This window comes from Dechloromonas hortensis (assembly GCF_009469765.1).
Lineage (GTDB): Bacteria > Pseudomonadota > Gammaproteobacteria > Burkholderiales > Rhodocyclaceae > Azonexus > Azonexus hortensis.
This window is the reverse complement of sequence record NZ_SSSQ01000011.1, coordinates 1-14,683: the sequence shown is the minus strand read 5'-3', so window position 1 is coordinate 14,683 and position 14,683 is coordinate 1. Positions and strand designations below refer to the sequence as shown.

The following is a 14,683-nucleotide window of genomic DNA, read 5'->3' as shown; positions in this document are numbered from 1 at the left end:
TAATTCGCATTCACACGTATGCGTACCGCCCAATATTCGCCCCTGTTGCTTGTCGGATTCGTCGTCGCCCTGCTGGCCGGACTGCCAGTCGCCAGCGTCGGCCTCAATCTCTTTGTTGGCGGTACCAGCGACACCTGGGCGCATCTGGTCCACACCGTGTTGCCGGACTACATCCTGAATTCCCTGTGGCTGTGCCTCGGGGTCGGCTGCGGTGTCGGGCTGATCGGCGTTGCCACCGCCTGGCTGACGGCGATGCATGAATTTCCCGGCCGCCGCATCTTCGAATGGGCGATGGTGCTGCCGCTGGCCATGCCGGCCTATGTCATGGCTTACGTCTATACCGATTTCCTGCAATTCGTCGGCCCGGTGCAGACGGCGCTGCGCGACACCTTCGGCTGGGAACACGGCGACTACTGGTTCCCGGACATCCGCACTTTGCCCGGGGCGATCATGATGTTCGTCTGCGTCCTTTATCCCTACGTCTATCTGCTGGCCCGCACCGCCTTTATCGAGCGCGCCAGCGGCATGCTGGAAGCGGCGCGGACGCTCGGTATGGGCTCGTGGCGCGGCTTTTTCGCCATCTCGCTGCCGCTGGCCCGGCCGGCCATCGTCGCCGGCGTCGCGCTGGCGCTGATGGAAACCCTGGCCGATTACGGCACAGTCGCCTATTTCGCAGTCAACACCTTCACCACCGGCATCTACCGCGCCTGGTTCTCGCTCGGCGACCGCGTCGCCGCCGCCCAGCTGGCCGCCATGCTGCTCGGCTTCGTGCTCTTCCTGTTGATGGCGGAACGGGTGTCGCGCGGTAGGGCCCGCTATAACAACACGACCGGCCGCAATCGCCCGATGGCCGGGGCGCAACTGCATGGAATCAAGGCGCTACTGGCGACGCTGGCCTGTGCGCTGCCGCTGTTGTTCGGTTTCATCCTGCCGGCCGTTTTGCTGCTCAAGATGGCGTTGACCGAAGGCGATGCCCAGTTCGGCGAGCGTTTCCTGATGCTGTCGCGCAACAGCTTCGTGCTGGCCGGCATGACGGCGATCATCGGCGTCCTGCTTGCCTTGCTGATGGCCTACGGCGCACGCCTGGCCAAAAGCGGCTTCGCCAACGGCCTGAATCGCCTGGTCGGCCTCGGCTACGCGGTGCCGGGGGCGGTGATCGCGGTCGGTGTGCTGATCCCGGTGACCCGGCTCGACAACTGGCTGTCCGGGCAATGGCTGCACTGGTTTGGCTACAACCCAGGCCTGCTGCTGACTGGTGGTATTGCCGCGCTGATCTACGCCTATCTGGTGCGTTTTCTGGCGGTGGCGCTGCACACCGTCGAATCGAGCCTGGCCAAGATCACGCCGAGCATGGATGACGCGGCGCGCAGCCTTGGACTCGGCCAAAGCGAAACGCTGCGTCGGGTGCATGCGCCGATGTTGCGCGGTAGCCTGCTTACGGCCGGCCTGCTGGTTTTCGTCGATGTCATGAAGGAGTTGCCGGCCACGCTGGTCATGCGCCCCTTCAATTTCGATACGCTGGCGACGCAGGCCTATACACTGGCTTCGGACGAGCGCCTGGCCGAGGCCTCCACCGCCGCACTGGCCATCGTCGCGGTCGGCCTGTTGCCGCTGATCGCCTTGTCGCGGCAGATTTCGGCGTCGCGCCGGGCAAGTTCCAGCAGCGCCAACTGACGCGGCGGCTGACGCCGTCGTTGGTCTAGGACTCTGGCCTTTGGCGGCCGGGGGGCGCGTTTGCTGTTGTGTTGCTTTCGTTGAAACGCAGCAGTTCCATGGTCAGCAGATTGGTATCGGTACCGTAACTGGCCGGGATGTCGATGTCTTCGATGATGTTGAAGTGCTCCGTGTCGGCTTCGGCTTCGGCTTCGACGGTACTGGCGACTGGGAGTTCGGGGTCCGGCGCATCGAGCGGTAGCAGTTCGAGGTGCGCGGTATTGAACAGCAATTGCGGGTCGACTGGCACATCGGGCGGAACTTCCGCGCCGTGCTTGACGAGCAGGGCAATCACTTCCGGGTGGCCGGCGCGCCGGGCCAGTCGCAAGGGCATGCCCGGGCCGTCGCTGCCCGGCGCATTGACGTTGGCGCCGCGGCGGATAAGTTCGCCGACAATTTCCAGATTGCCGCTGAAACAGGCGGTCCGCAAAGGCAGGCCGGGCTGGCCGTGCATGTCCGTTTCTTCGATGTTGGCGCCGTCGTCCAGGGCCTTGCTGACGGCCGGCAGATTGCCGCTGCGGATGGCGGCAATCAATTGGCTGGGGGAAAGATTCTTGCCTGACATTTCCTGATTTTCATGGAGAAAACCAGGAAGAGTCTAGGCTATCGCTTGCCCTTTGGCGAGTCCTCACGGCTTACTTGAAGCCGGCCCGGTCATAGATGATCTGGGCCTTGGCCTGGTACATGGCGAGGTTCTTGACCGGTAGTTTGTCCGCCTTGAATTTGCCCAGTGCGTCGAGGGCCGGGTTGGCGACCTTGACACTATCGACGGCCGGCCATTCGTTGTTGCCATCGGCGAAATAACGCTGGGCTTCGTCGGAGGCCAGGTATTCGAGGAACTGCACGGCAGCGGCCTTGTTCGGGGCGGTCTTCAGCATGCCGCCGCCGGAAACGTTGATGTGGGTGCCAGTCGTCTTCTGGTTGGGCCAGATGATGCCGACTTTTTCCATCGCTTTTTGCTCTTCCGGCTTGGTCGACCGCAGCAGTCGGGCGACATAGTAGGTATTGGAGACAGCGACGCCGCATTCGCCGGCCGCTACCGCCTTGATCTGGTCGGTGTCGCCACCCTTCGGGGCACGGGCAAAATTGGCCACCATGCCCTTGGCCCATTCCTCGGCCTTGGCTTCACCCTGGTTGGCGATGACCGAGGCCATCAGCGACAGGTTGTACGGATGCGACCCGGAGCGCGAGCAGAACTTGCCCTTCAGTTTCGGGTTGGCAAGGTCTTCGTAATTCTGGACATCTTCGGCCTTGACGCTGCTCTTGTTGTACACGATGACCCGGGCCCGGGTCGAGAAGGAAAACCAGTCTTCGGTGCGCAGATGCGCCGGAATGCGCGTTTCCAGCGTCTTCGAGGCGACCGGCGCAAAGAGGCCCAGTTCATGTGCCTTGGCCAGGCGCGCCGCATCGACGGTCAGGAAAATGTCGGCCGGGCTGTTGCTGCCTTCGTTGCGGATACGTTCCAGCAGCTCGTCTTCCTTGCCTTCGATGCGATTGATCTTGATGCCGGTCTGTTTGGTGAAGTTGGCGTAAAGGGCTTCATCCGTCTGGTAGTGGCGAGCCGAATACAGATTCAGTTCGCTTGCCTGGGCCGAGGTGGCGATGATGGCGAGCGCGGCGAGGGACAGCTTCAACTTCATGGGGCAGACTCCTGTGGCATGCAGCAGATTTGATGAAGTCGCCAGTGTATGCAAATGAGAACCGTTCTTGCAAGTGGGCGAAAAAAATGCGGCGTAATCGCCGCATCGCTCAGTTGCCGTCGATGATTCGCCGGGCGCCGTTGTAGCGCTTTACCCAGTAGCTGCTTTCCATGCTCTCGACCCGAACTTCGGCTCCAGTGCGCGGGGCGTGCATGAAATGATTGTCGCCAAGATAGATGCCGACATGCGAGAAGGTGCGGCGCATGGTGTTGAAAAACACCAGATCGCCCGGTTTGAGCTGGCTGGTGTCAACGCGCTGGCCGACTTCACTCATCTCTTGGGCGGTGCGCGGCAGGGAGGCGCCGATGCTGTCCTTGAAGACCAGGCGCACGAAACCGCTGCAGTCGAGGCCGCTGCTCTCGTCGTTGCCGCCCAGGCGGTAACGGACGCCGACCAGTTTCAGACCTTGCAGAATGACATCCTGTGCAGCATTGGTGTAACGTTCAAGGAAGGAAAGTTGTTCTTCCTTGCGCACCTGCTCGGCAGCGGAGACCGCGCCGATACCGCCGGCCAGAAGGGCGACGGAAAGCGATATGGAAGCTAGAACTTTATGCATAGCTCGCGAATGTATTTCAAAAACACTGACCTGTAAAGATGCTGAAAAAATCAGCGACTGCAACTATGTTCATAATCCGTAATTATGAATACAATTTATTTCCCGAGGAGTGAGGAGCGCTATGGAGTCCTTCAATGCACTGCTGATTGAGGAACGTGACGGAAAGGTGAGCAGCGGTTTTGTCCGCATGGATGAAAGCCAGCTGGATGCCGGGGGTGTCACCATCCGGGTCGCCTATTCGAGCGTCAACTACAAGGACGCGCTGGCCGCGACCGGTGCCGGCAAGATCATCCGGCGCTTTCCGTGTGTCGGCGGGATCGACCTGTCAGGTGTCGTCATCAGCAGCGCTGATCCGCGTTTCAAGCCGGGCGATCAGGTTATCGCCACCAGTTTCGATATCGGTGTCGCGCATCATGGCGGCTATGCCGAAATCGCACGTGTCCCCGGCGACTGGGTGGTGCCATTGCCCGCCGGCCTGTCGCTGTTCGATGCGATGGCGCTCGGTACCGCTGGCTTTACTGCGGCGCTGGGTATCGTCCGCATGGAAGAGAATGGTCTGCGGCCCGACAAGGGACCGGTCATCGTCACCGGCGCTACCGGCGGCGTCGGCAGTCTGGCCGTCGATATGCTGGCCAAGCTGGGCTATCACGTCGTCGCCTTGACTGGCAAGGAAAGCGAGGCCGACTACCTGCGCGAACTGGGGGCGGCCGAGGTCATGCTGCGGCAAAGCCTCGACCTGACGAAGATTCGCCCGCTCGACCGAGCCCGCTGGGCTGGCGCGGTCGACAATCTGGGCGGCGATATTCTGGCCTGGATCGCCAGCACCATGGAGCAGGGCGGCACAATCGCCAGCATCGGCCTGGCGGCCAGCATGTCCTTGAACACCACGGTTGCGCCCTTCATTCTGCGCGGCGTCTCTTTGCTCGGCGTCGATTCCGGGTATATCCGGGAGCCCTACCGACAGGGTGTCTGGCAGCGTCTGGCCGGGGATTTGCGACCACCGCACCTGGCTGCAATGGCGCGGCGCATCGGTTTTGAAGAATTGCCGGCGACTTTCACCGAGTTTGTCGCCGGTCGGGCCAAGGGGCGAGTCGTCGTGGAAATCGGCGGAGCCTGAAATGGCCGACCTGCCGCACGTATTGATTGTTGATGATTCCCGGGTGGTGCGGGCTTCGCTGTCCCAGCACCTGCGCGGGCATTACGAAGTGCGCGAGGAGTCCGACGGGGAGGCGGCGTGGCAAACGCTGGTACTGGATCATTCAATCCAGGCTGTGATTTCCGATCTGCAAATGCCGAAGCTGACCGGTTACGAGTTGCTGGAGCGGGTGCGCACCTCCAAGTTGCGCCGCTTGCAGCAGTTGCCGTTCATTCTCGTTTCCGGTGAGGAAACCGAAGAGGAGCGTGCCAAGGCCAAGGCCATGGGGGTTTCCGACTTCATCACCAAAGGGGTCGGCAGTGCGGAAATTCTGGTTCGTCTGAACAATTTGCTGACCTTGACCTGTGCCCAGGAAAACCTCGATAGCGGGCGCGAGTCGATGGTGCAGGACCCGACCAGCGGCCTCTATTCAAGGAAATACCTCGAATTGCAGGCGGCGCAGGCGCTTTCGCATTCGGCGCGGCACGGGGTGGGAACCAGTGTGATGGTCCTGGGTTTTGATGGTTTTGCTGAACTGGGCGAGCGCTTTGGCGAAGCCGTCGCCGAGCAGATTGCCAATCGCTTCGCCAAGATGCTGGCCGGCAAGATGCGTCAGGAAGACAGCCTCGGGCACTTTGGCGCCGGCCAGTTCGCTGTCGTTTCACCAGGCACCGCCCTGAGCTTTTGTGTGACTTTTGCCGACCGTGTTCGGCAGGCGGTTGAAGTGGCGCGTCTTTCCGTTCAGGGACAGAGCGTTGGTGTGACGGTCAGTATCGGAGTTGCCGGCATACCGCTGGACCAAGTCACTTCGGCGGCTTCCTTGCTCGATCTGGCCGGGCAGCGTATGCGCGAGGCCATGCAGTCGGGGGGCAATCGGACGGAGTCCGGGGGGGCGGCTGCAGCAACGCGGACGATTTCGCTGCACCATGCCCTCGAGTTGCTGACTGCCAACCGGACACAGGCCGTCTTGCCGCATCTGGATGCCTTGGGCAAACAGTTGCTGCCGCTATTGAAGTTGATGGACCAAGAATTGGGTTTGGCTCTGCCTCTGGCGGAGATCGAACGCCGTTTGAACGAGCGTGCGACGAAAAAATAACTAGGCCGCTCGAATTTCTGTTGTGCAGGAAAACCTTTTTAGAGGGAGTTTTATGGCGACGTACAAGGAGTTTCACCAGTATTCCATCGAAAAGCCGAATGAGTTCTGGACCGAGCAGGCCCAGCTTGTCGACTGGAAGGAACCGTTCACCCAGGTTTGCGATTATTCGCGTCCGCCGTTTGCCAAGTGGTTCGTCGGCGGCAAGACCAATCTCTGTCACAACGCGGTTGACCGTCATGCGGCCAAGCGTCCGAACGACCGTGCGCTGATTTTCATTTCGACGGAAACGGACGAAGAGAAGGTCTACAGCTTTGCCGAACTGCAGCGCGAAATCGAGCGCATGGCAGCGATCTATCAGAGCCTCGGCGTCAAGAAGGGTGATCGCGTCCTGATCTACATGCCGATGATCGCCCAGGCAACCTTCGCCATCCTGGCGGCAACCCGCATCGGCGCCATCCACTCGGTGGTCTTCGGCGGTTTTGCTTCCGGTTCGCTGGCGACCCGTATCGACGATGCCAAGCCGGTACTGATCGTTTCATCCGATGCCGGCATGCGCGGCGGCAAGGCTGTGCCCTACAAGCATCTGCTCGATGAAGCGATCGAGCTGGCCGAACACAAGCCGGCCAAGGTGCTGATGGTCGACCGTGGTCTGGACAAGGAATTCAACAAGGTGGCCGGCCGCGATGTCGACTACGCTACCCTGCGCACCCAGTTCATGGATGCCCAGGTGCCGTGCGAGTGGCTGGAATCCTCCGAGCCGTCCTACATCCTGTACACCTCAGGCACCACCGGCAAGCCAAAGGGCGTCCAGCGTGACACCGGCGGTTATGCCGTGGCACTGGCTTCGTCGATGAAGCATATCTACTGCGGTGGCGAGGGCGAAACCTTCTTCTCGACCTCGGACATCGGCTGGGTGGTCGGTCACTCCTACATCATCTACGGCCCGCTGATTGCCGGCATGGCTACCGTGATGTACGAAGGCACGCCGCTACGTCCGGACGCCGGGATTTGGTGGCAGATTGTCGAGAAGTACAAGGTCTCCGTGATGTTCTCGGCGCCGACCGCCGCCCGGGTGCTGAAGAAGCAGGACCCGGCCTTCATGCACAAGTACGACCTGTCGTCGCTAAAGCACGTCTTTATGGCCGGCGAGCCGCTCGATCAGCCGACCCACGAGTGGTTCATGACCGAACTCGGCAAGCCGGTCATCGACAACTACTGGCAGACCGAAACCGGTTGGCCGATGCTGGCCGCCTTGCCGGGTGTCGAAAAGACCCCGATCAAGTACGGTTCGCCGTCCTTCCCGGTCTACGGCTACAACCTGCAGATTTTCCGCGAGGACGGTTCGGTCTGCGACGCCAACGAAAAGGGTATTGCCGCGGTGATCCCGCCGCTGCCGCCGGGCTGTCTGAGTACTGTCTGGGGGCAGGATGACCGCTTTGTCAGCACCTACTTCACCCTGTTCAAGGAGCCGCTGGTTTATTCCTCCTACGATTGGGCGATCAAGGACGACGACGGTTACTTCACCATCCTCGGCCGCACCGACGACGTGATCAACGTCGCCGGTCATCGTCTGGGCACCCGTGAAATCGAGGAAGCGATCCAGAACCATCCGGCGATTGCCGAAGTGGCCGTGGTTGGCGTCGAGGACAAGCTGAAGGGCCAGGTGCCGATGGCGTTTGCCGTGGTCAAGGATGCTTCGAAGGTCGCCACTCCCGAGTTGGTCAAGGCGCTGGAGAAGGAAGTGTTCGGCACGGTTGACGGCATTCTCGGTGCGATCGGCCGTCCGGCCCGCGTGCACTTTGTCACCGGCCTGCCCAAGACCCGTTCCGGCAAGATGCTGCGCCGCTCGCTGCAGGCGCTGGCTGAAGGCCGCGACCCGGGCGATCTGACGACCATCGATGATCCGTCCACGCTGGAGCAGATCAAGAACGCGCTGGCCAGCTAAACGCCCTTGCCGTTCGTCAAAAGCCCGCCGGCCAAAACCGGCGGGCTTTTTTGCGCCTGCCTTGTCGGAATCCGGGCCGGGGCAGGGTGTTAGAATGGCCGCCAGAGCTACCTTTCCCGTTGTTTCAAACCGATGATTTACGAAACCGTTGCCGCTGTCGATTTAGGTTCCAATAGCTTCCGTCTACAAGTCGGACGGGTGGTCGATGACCAGATCTATACCCTCGACTCCATGAAGGAGCCGGTGCGACTCGCCTCCGGCCTGACTCCCGACAAGCGTCTTGACGCGCCGTCGCAGGCGCGCGCACTGGAGGGGCTGCGCCGCTTCGGTGAGCGCTTGCGCGGTCTGGATAGCGGGGCGGTGCGGGCGGTGGCGACCAACACCTTGCGCGTCGCCAAGAATGCGATGGATTTTTTGCCGTTGGCCGAGGAGGCGCTCGGTTTTCCGATCGAAATCATCGCCGGCCGCGAAGAGGCGCGACTGATCTATATCGGTGCTTCGCATTCCTTGCCTTCAGTCGCCCACAAGCGCCTGGTCGTCGATATCGGCGGTGGTTCGACCGAGTTCATCATCGGCAAGCGACACGATCCGCAGCTGATGGAGTCGCTCTACATGGGCTGCGTCAGCTACACGCTGCGCTTTTTTCCGGATCGCAAAATTGACAAGAAGCGTTTGCGCGAGGCGCAGATTGCGGCGGCCAAGGAAATTGAACTGATCGCCCACGATTACCAGCGTCTGGGCTGGAAAGAAGCGGTCGGCTCGTCGGGGACGGCGCGGGCGATCGCCGATATCCTGGAAATGAACAACATGAACCCGAACGGCGAGAGCGGCATCACCCGCGAGGGGCTGGACAAGCTCTGTCTGCTGCTGGTCAAGGCAGGGTCGGCCGAGGCGCTCGATCTGCCGGGCGTCAAGGGCGATCGCCTGCCGGTGCTGCCGGGCGGCATCGCCATCATGTCGGCGATTTTCGAGGAGCTGGGCATCGAGCGCATGACCTATGCCGACGGCGCGCTGCGCCTGGGCGTGCTCTATGACTTGCTCGGCCGTTTTCATCATCACGACATGCGCGACTCGACGGTGGCGCAGTTTCGCCGCCGTTACCAGGCCGAGGCGGATCAGGTCGAGCGGGTCGAGGCGACGGCTCTCTCGGCCTTGACGCAATTGGCCGACGGTTCGCCGGCCGAGGCGGATGTGCAGTTCCTGTCCTGGGCAACGCGCCTGCACGAGATCGGCATTTCGGTCGCCCACAACGCCTACCACAAGCACGGCGCCTACATCCTGACCTATGCCGACATGCCCGGCTTTTCGAAGAAGGACCAAGCGCGCCTGGCCATGCTGGTACTCGGCCACCGCGGCAAGCTGGAGAAACTGGGGGGGATTCCTGCGGTAGACAGTGCCTGGCGGCTGGTTTTCTGTTTGCGGCTGGCGGTGTTGCTGCATCGCACCCGCGACGATCGGGCGCTGCCGGCCTGGCGGGTGCGCATGAACGGTACCGGCTTTGCGCTGGAACTGCCGGCCGACTGGTTGGCCGCCAATCCATGGACGGCCGCGGCGCTGGGCGAGGAGGCCGCCGTCTGGCGGCAGGTCGGGCGGGAATATCTCGTCAAGTCGCGTGCGCCAGGGAAAAGTTTGTGAACGGCATCCCCAGCTTGCACGTCGAGCCGGGGAAAGTCGTGCTGGCCGGGCAATGGACGCTGGCCGCCATGCTGCCCGAACTGGCTGATCTGCAGAGCCGGCTGACGGCGCAGCCGGCGGCTAGCCAGCAGTGGGATCTGTCGGGTTTGACCCGGCTGGATAGCGCGGCCGCCGTCCTCCTTTGGCGGACCTGGGGTAATGCCTGGCCGGAGAACTTGCTGATCGCCGATTTGCATCGCCAAGTCTTGGGCCGGGTGGCCGAACTGCCGCACGACATGCCGCCGCCACCGAGCCGGCCGTTCATTCTGCCGGTCTTTCTCGGGGCCTTGCTACTGAAGGCTGTCGCCAACCTGCGCGGCATGATCGCCCTGTTCGGCCAGTTGCTGTTCGACCTCATTCACCTTGTGCGCTACCCGGCCGATATGCCGTGGAAGGAATGCGCTGCCAACGTCTACAAGGCAGGCGCCCAGGCTTTGCCGGTAACAGCGCTGGTCGGTTTTCTGATCGGCGTGACGATCAGTTACCTTTCGGCGCTGCAATTGAAAGGCTTTGGCGCCGATCTGTTCATCATCAATATTCTCGGTATCTCGATCATTCGCGAACTCGGGCCGGTGCTGGTCGCCGTGCTGGTCGCCGGGCGTTCCGGTTCGGCGATGACGGCGCAGATCGGCGTCATGCGGGTGACCGAGGAAATCGATGCTCTGTCGACGATGGGCATTTCGCGCAGCATTCGTGTGGTTTTGCCCAAAATTCTTGGGTTGACCGCAGCCATGCCGCTGATCGTGCTGTGGACCTCCGGTGTCGCGCTGTTTGGCGGCATGCTGGCGGCGATGCTGCAACTGGACCTTTCACTGGTCTATTTCCTGGAAAACCTGCCGCTCGCCGTGCCGGTTTCCAATCTGCTGATCGGCCTTGGCAAGGGCCTCGTCTTCGGTTTTGTCATTGCCCTGGTTGCCTGCCACTTCGGGCTGCGCGTCAAGCCGAACACCGAGAGTCTGTCGGCCAATACGACCAGTGCCGTGGTGACGGCAATTACCACGGTAATTCTCGTCGATGCCATCTTCGCCGTCTTTACCCGTCACATCGGGGTGCCCTAGCAATGAGCCAGGCACCGGTGGTGGAACTGTGCGGCATCGATACGCTGTTTGCCGGCCGTCACGTGCATCGCGATCTGAATTTGCGGGTCGAGGCGGGGCAAATTGTCGGTTTGCTCGGCGGCTCGGGTAGCGGGAAAACCACGCTACTGCGCGAGATGCTCGGTCTGTTGCGCCCTAATGCGGGCAGTGTTCGCCTGTTTGGTTTCGACCTGAATCACGCCGACCCGCTCAAGCAACGTGCGGTGCGCCGCCGTTTGGGCATGTTGTTCCAGCAAGGGGCCTTGTTTTCGGCCCTCTCGGTGTTCGACAACATTGCCTTCCCGCTGCGCGAACTAAAATGCCTCGACGAAGATTGGATTCGCCGGCTGGTGCACCTCAAGCTGGCCATGGTCGAACTCGAAACGGCCCATGGCAAGCTGATGCCGGCCGAGCTTTCCGGCGGCATGATCAAGCGCGTTGCGCTGGCTCGGGCGCTGGCGCTGGAGCCGGAACTGCTGCTGCTCGATGAGCCGACGTCGGGTCTTGACCCCGATCGCAGCCAGAACTTCGTCGACCTGGTTGGCTCGCTGCAAAAGGAGCTCGGGCTGACCGTCGTCATGGTCACCCACGATCTCAATACCCTGGCCGGGTTGGCAACGCATGTCGCCGTGTTGGCCGATCAGCACATCATCGCCTTTGGCCCGAAAGACGAGGTGATGACCGTCGATCATCCCTTCGTCACCGGCTTTTTTGGCGCCGACCGCCGGAAACTGCTTTAATAAGCCTTCATGGAAAACAAATCCCACGCCTTTGCCGCCGGTCTCTTCGTCATCCTGCTCGGGGTGGCTGCTTTTCTGGCCATCTACTGGCTGGGCGGTAGCAAGGAAGATACGCACGATTACATCGTCGTCACCAAACAAAATATTGGCGGCCTCAATCCGCAGGCGCAAGTGCGCTATCGCGGTATCCGGGTCGGCAAGGTCACCGATATCCGGCTCGATCCGGACGATTACAGCAATATCCTGGTCACCATTTCGGTCAGCGAGGATGTGCCACTGACCCGCGGCACCATCGCCAAACTGAACTACCAGGGGGTGACCGGCCTGGCTCACATTCTGTTGCTGGAAACCGGCAAGGATCTGGAACCGCTCGAGCCGAACGACGAGAAGCCGCCGCGGATTACGATGATTCCATCCCTTTTCGACGAGCTGGGCGAGACCGGCACCGCCACGCTGCGTCAGGCCCGGCAACTGATGGCCAGCGCGAATGCCATGCTCAGCGAGGAAAATCGCCAGCATCTGACGGCAACCCTGGTCAACCTGGAGGCCGCTTCGGCGAGCATGAAGCCGGCGCTGGATAACCTGAACGGCACCCTGGTGCAGGTCAAGAAACTGCTCGATGACAAGAATGTCAAAAGTTTGAGTCAGGCCGCCGGTGAGGTGGGTCCGTTGTTGTCGGATACCCGGCAACTGATCGGCAAGATGCAGCAGGCGACCGACAAGCTCGATGTGGCGATTGGCGATGCTTCGGCCGGCGGGGCATCCGCCCTGATGCCCCGCCTGAACGAGTTGGCCAGTGATTTTTCGCTAACCTCGCGCCAGTTGAGCCGGGTCCTGCGCATTCTTGAAGATTCGCCGCAAGGCTTGGTCTTCGGCGCCCCGGCCATGCCGCCGGGGCCGGGTGAGGCTGGTTTTTCGGTGGAAGGGGCGAAATAATATGCGTCGCTTCGCCATCATCATGCTGAGTTTGTCCTTGAGCGCCTGTTTTACCGCTGGCAAGCGGGGCGGCGATGCGCCCGTGGCTATTTACGATCTGGGCCCCGGTCTTGAGCGCAAGATCGATCGATCGCAACGCCTGTCGCCGATGGCCGTTGAGGTCAGGGCGCCACTCTGGTTCGATACGCTGGGGATCAACTATCGCCTGGCCTACAGCGATCCCGCCAGATTGCGCGAATATGCGCGGGCGCGCTGGGCTGGACCACCCGCCCAGATGATCCAGTTGGGCCTGATGCGCGATCTGGGGCTGGTATCGGCCGGGCAAGGGCGAAGCAATTGCGTTGTGCGTCTGGAAATTGATGAATTCAGCCAGGTTTTCGAGACGCCTTCAGTGAGCCGGGCGCAGATTCATGGACGCGTCCAGTGGCTGGACAAGTCACGAACTCGGCTGGCCGAACAGCCCATTCACTTTGAGCGGGTAGCTGCCAGTGCCGATGCTCAGGGTGGCGTCAGGGCGTTAACGGCCCTGGTCGGGCAGTTGACCGCAGCAATCAATGATTGGGAAAAAGAGTCGGCCGCTGCCGGCCAACTACGTAGCTGCCAGCTTTAACCGGAGACAATCCGTTCAGCGATACGTTGCTTGAGGTCGCTGAGATTGTCGTCAAACGGACTGTAATGCATCAGGGATAGTCCGAATACGCAGGCGTAAAGCAGCAGGCTGCGACTTTTGGCTTCGGCGTCGGACATTCCGGCCGCCACAAACAGCTTGCGCGTGCATTCCAGTCGATACAGGTCAACCGCTTCGACGATCTTGCCCGCCAGGCTGTCATGTCTGGCCCAATCACGGACGGCCAGCTCGATCGACATCCCCTTGCGATTGCGGCTGGCGCCATAAACCTCGATGGCGTAGTGCAGCTGATCGCGCTCCTGACCGGGAGCTACCGTCGTTATTTTTTCGATGTCGCGAATGCGTCCTTCTTTCCAGCGTTCGAGGACGGCAGCCAGCAGGTCTTGACGATCCTTGAAGTGCCAGTAGAAACTTCCCTTGGTGACGCCGCAGCGCTTGGCCAGCACTTCGACGCGCAGGCCGGTAACGCCTTCCGTGGCGAGCACGTCAATAGCCGCCTCGACCCAGTCATTGCGGTCGAGTTGCGTGCGTGATGAGACGGGCTTGCGGCGCGCGGCTCGAGGTTGGGGCTTGACAGTTATATTTTCCATACGCTACCGTACGCTTTTCCATACGACACAGTATGGTCATTGTGCGGATTGCTTTGCCATCTGTCAAACAGGTGGATAATGGCAGGATAACTAACTGAAGGTTAAGGAGAGACTAGTGAAAATTCTCGTCCCCGTAAAACGGGTAGTTGATTACAACGTCAAGGTTCGCGTCAAGGCGGACGGATCGGGCGTCGACCTGGCCAACGTCAAGATGAGCATGAACCCGTTTGACGAAATCGCCGTCGAAGAAGCCGTGCGTCTGAAAGAAGCCGGCATCGCCACGGAAGTCATCGCCGTCTCCTGCGGCGTCGCCGCCTGTCAGGAAACCCTGCGCACCGCCATGGCCATCGGTGCCGACCGCGGCATCCTGGTTGAGACCGACGTCGAGCTGCAGCCGCTGGCCGTCGCCAAGCTGTTGAAGGCCCTGTGCGACAAGGAACAACCGCAACTCGTCATCTGCGGCAAACAAGCCATTGACGACGACGCCAACCAGACCGGCCAGATGCTCGCCGCCCTGCAGAACTGGCCACAAGCCACCTTCGCCTCGAAAGTCGTCATCGCCGACGGCAAGGCCACGGTCACCCGCGAAATCGACGGCGGCCTCGAAACCCTGGCCCTCAGCCTGCCGGCCGTGGTGTCCACCGACCTGCGCCTAAACGAACCGCGCTACGCGACGCTGCCCAACATCATGAAAGCCAAGAAAAAGCCGCTCGACACCGTCAAGCCGGCCGACCTCGGCGTTGACGTGACCCCGCGCCTGACCACCCTCAAGGTCGCCGAACCGGCCAAGCGCTCGGCCGGCATCAAGGTCGCCGACGTCGCCGAACTCGTCAACAAACTCAAGAACGAAGCCAAGGTGATCTGATCATGACCATTCTCGTCATCGCCGAACAC

At 61.5% G+C, this 14,683-nt stretch carries 14 protein-coding genes; 10 read left to right on the top strand and 4 right to left on the bottom strand.

Annotation, left to right across the window (positions count from 1 at the left end; translation table 11 throughout):
• Nucleotides 1-18 precede the first annotated feature (18 nt).
• On the top strand, nt 19-1,674 hold the full coding sequence (locus GH663_RS15845) for an ABC transporter permease (RefSeq protein WP_153132672.1): 1,656 nt from the start codon (nt 19-21) through the stop codon (nt 1,672-1,674).
• A 25-nt stretch (nt 1,675-1,699) separates the two neighbouring features.
• Here GH663_RS15845 and GH663_RS15840 read toward each other — a convergent pair whose 3' ends face one another.
• From GH663_RS15840 to GH663_RS15830, 3 genes are all read right to left on the bottom strand, one after another.
• Nucleotides 1,700-2,278, bottom strand: coding sequence for an ankyrin repeat domain-containing protein (locus tag GH663_RS15840; RefSeq protein ID WP_153132671.1), 579 nt, complete (start codon nt 2,276-2,278; stop codon nt 1,700-1,702).
• 70 nt (nt 2,279-2,348) lie between these two features.
• Nucleotides 2,349-3,353 carry a Fe(3+) ABC transporter substrate-binding protein gene (locus tag GH663_RS15835; protein ID WP_153132670.1) on the bottom strand — a complete coding sequence of 335 codons (1,005 nt, stop codon included), beginning with the start codon at nt 3,351-3,353 and terminating at the stop codon, nt 2,349-2,351.
• Nucleotides 3,354-3,462: 109 nt separating this feature from the next.
• Nucleotides 3,463-3,969 (bottom strand): C40 family peptidase, encoded by a 507-nt coding sequence (locus tag GH663_RS15830; RefSeq protein ID WP_153132669.1) that lies wholly within the window; start codon nt 3,967-3,969, stop codon nt 3,463-3,465.
• Between the two features lie 121 nt (nt 3,970-4,090).
• Here GH663_RS15830 and GH663_RS15825 point away from each other — a divergent pair, with 121 nt between their 5' ends.
• The 8 genes from GH663_RS15825 to GH663_RS15790 all read left to right on the top strand — a co-directional run bounded on the left by GH663_RS15825 (nt 4,091) and on the right by GH663_RS15790 (nt 13,181).
• Complete coding sequence (locus GH663_RS15825) at nt 4,091-5,086, top strand: oxidoreductase (RefSeq protein ID WP_153132668.1); 996 nt, start codon at nt 4,091-4,093, stop codon at nt 5,084-5,086.
• 1 nt (nt 5,087) lies between these two features.
• Entirely contained in the window at nt 5,088-6,200 is a 1,113-nt protein-coding gene (locus GH663_RS15820) for a GGDEF domain-containing response regulator (RefSeq protein ID WP_153132667.1), read from the top strand.
• Nucleotides 6,201-6,252: 52 nt separating this feature from the next.
• The gene (locus GH663_RS15815) at nt 6,253-8,145 is read left to right on the top strand and encodes a propionate--CoA ligase (protein WP_153132666.1); all 1,893 of its coding nucleotides are present in this window, start codon (nt 6,253-6,255) and stop codon (nt 8,143-8,145) included.
• Nucleotides 8,146-8,277: 132 nt separating this feature from the next.
• Nucleotides 8,278-9,780 carry an exopolyphosphatase gene (gene ppx, locus GH663_RS15810; protein ID WP_153132665.1) on the top strand — a complete coding sequence of 501 codons (1,503 nt, stop codon included), beginning with the start codon at nt 8,278-8,280 and terminating at the stop codon, nt 9,778-9,780.
• On the top strand, nt 9,777-10,877 hold the full coding sequence (locus tag GH663_RS15805; RefSeq protein WP_246181610.1) for an ABC transporter permease: 1,101 nt from the start codon (nt 9,777-9,779) through the stop codon (nt 10,875-10,877). Before ppx ends, GH663_RS15805 begins: the two co-directional genes overlap by 4 nt.
• 2 nt (nt 10,878-10,879) lie before the next feature.
• Nucleotides 10,880-11,635 carry an ABC transporter ATP-binding protein gene (locus GH663_RS15800; RefSeq protein ID WP_153132663.1) on the top strand — a complete coding sequence of 252 codons (756 nt, stop codon included), beginning with the start codon at nt 10,880-10,882 and terminating at the stop codon, nt 11,633-11,635.
• Between the two features lie 9 nt (nt 11,636-11,644).
• Entirely contained in the window at nt 11,645-12,571 is a 927-nt protein-coding gene (locus GH663_RS15795; protein WP_153132662.1) for an MlaD family protein, read from the top strand.
• 1 nt (nt 12,572) lies between these two features.
• The gene (locus GH663_RS15790) at nt 12,573-13,181 is read left to right on the top strand and encodes an ABC-type transport auxiliary lipoprotein family protein (RefSeq protein ID WP_153132661.1); all 609 of its coding nucleotides are present in this window, start codon (nt 12,573-12,575) and stop codon (nt 13,179-13,181) included.
• On the opposite strand, the gene GH663_RS15785 is transcribed toward GH663_RS15790, so the two are convergent.
• Nucleotides 13,178-13,789 (bottom strand): TetR/AcrR family transcriptional regulator, encoded by a 612-nt coding sequence (locus tag GH663_RS15785; protein WP_153132660.1) that lies wholly within the window; start codon nt 13,787-13,789, stop codon nt 13,178-13,180. The two genes, GH663_RS15790 and GH663_RS15785, sit on opposite strands and share 4 nt — an antisense overlap.
• A gap of 115 nt (nt 13,790-13,904) precedes the next feature.
• Between GH663_RS15785 and GH663_RS15780 the strand changes: the two genes are divergently transcribed.
• A complete protein-coding gene (locus tag GH663_RS15780; protein ID WP_153132659.1) occupies nt 13,905-14,654 on the top strand; it encodes an electron transfer flavoprotein subunit beta/FixA family protein in 750 nt (249 codons plus the stop codon).
• The last annotated feature ends 29 nt before the right edge of the window (nt 14,655-14,683 follow it).

Coding starts and splice junctions, on each gene's coding strand:
- GH663_RS15845 (WP_153132672.1), top strand. CDS start 19: ATGCGTACCGCCCAATATTCGCCCCTGTTGCTTGTCGGATTCGTCGTC.
- GH663_RS15840 (WP_153132671.1), bottom strand. CDS start 2,278: ATGTCAGGCAAGAATCTTTCCCCCAGCCAATTGATTGCCGCCATCCGC.
- GH663_RS15835 (WP_153132670.1), bottom strand. CDS start 3,353: ATGAAGTTGAAGCTGTCCCTCGCCGCGCTCGCCATCATCGCCACCTCG.
- GH663_RS15830 (WP_153132669.1), bottom strand. CDS start 3,969: ATGCATAAAGTTCTAGCTTCCATATCGCTTTCCGTCGCCCTTCTGGCC.
- GH663_RS15825 (WP_153132668.1), top strand. CDS start 4,091: ATGGAGTCCTTCAATGCACTGCTGATTGAGGAACGTGACGGAAAGGTG.
- GH663_RS15820 (WP_153132667.1), top strand. CDS start 5,088: ATGGCCGACCTGCCGCACGTATTGATTGTTGATGATTCCCGGGTGGTG.
- GH663_RS15815 (WP_153132666.1), top strand. CDS start 6,253: ATGGCGACGTACAAGGAGTTTCACCAGTATTCCATCGAAAAGCCGAAT.
- ppx (WP_153132665.1), top strand. CDS start 8,278: ATGATTTACGAAACCGTTGCCGCTGTCGATTTAGGTTCCAATAGCTTC.
- GH663_RS15800 (WP_153132663.1), top strand. CDS start 10,880: ATGAGCCAGGCACCGGTGGTGGAACTGTGCGGCATCGATACGCTGTTT.
- GH663_RS15795 (WP_153132662.1), top strand. CDS start 11,645: ATGGAAAACAAATCCCACGCCTTTGCCGCCGGTCTCTTCGTCATCCTG.
- GH663_RS15790 (WP_153132661.1), top strand. CDS start 12,573: ATGCGTCGCTTCGCCATCATCATGCTGAGTTTGTCCTTGAGCGCCTGT.
- GH663_RS15785 (WP_153132660.1), bottom strand. CDS start 13,789: ATGGAAAATATAACTGTCAAGCCCCAACCTCGAGCCGCGCGCCGCAAG.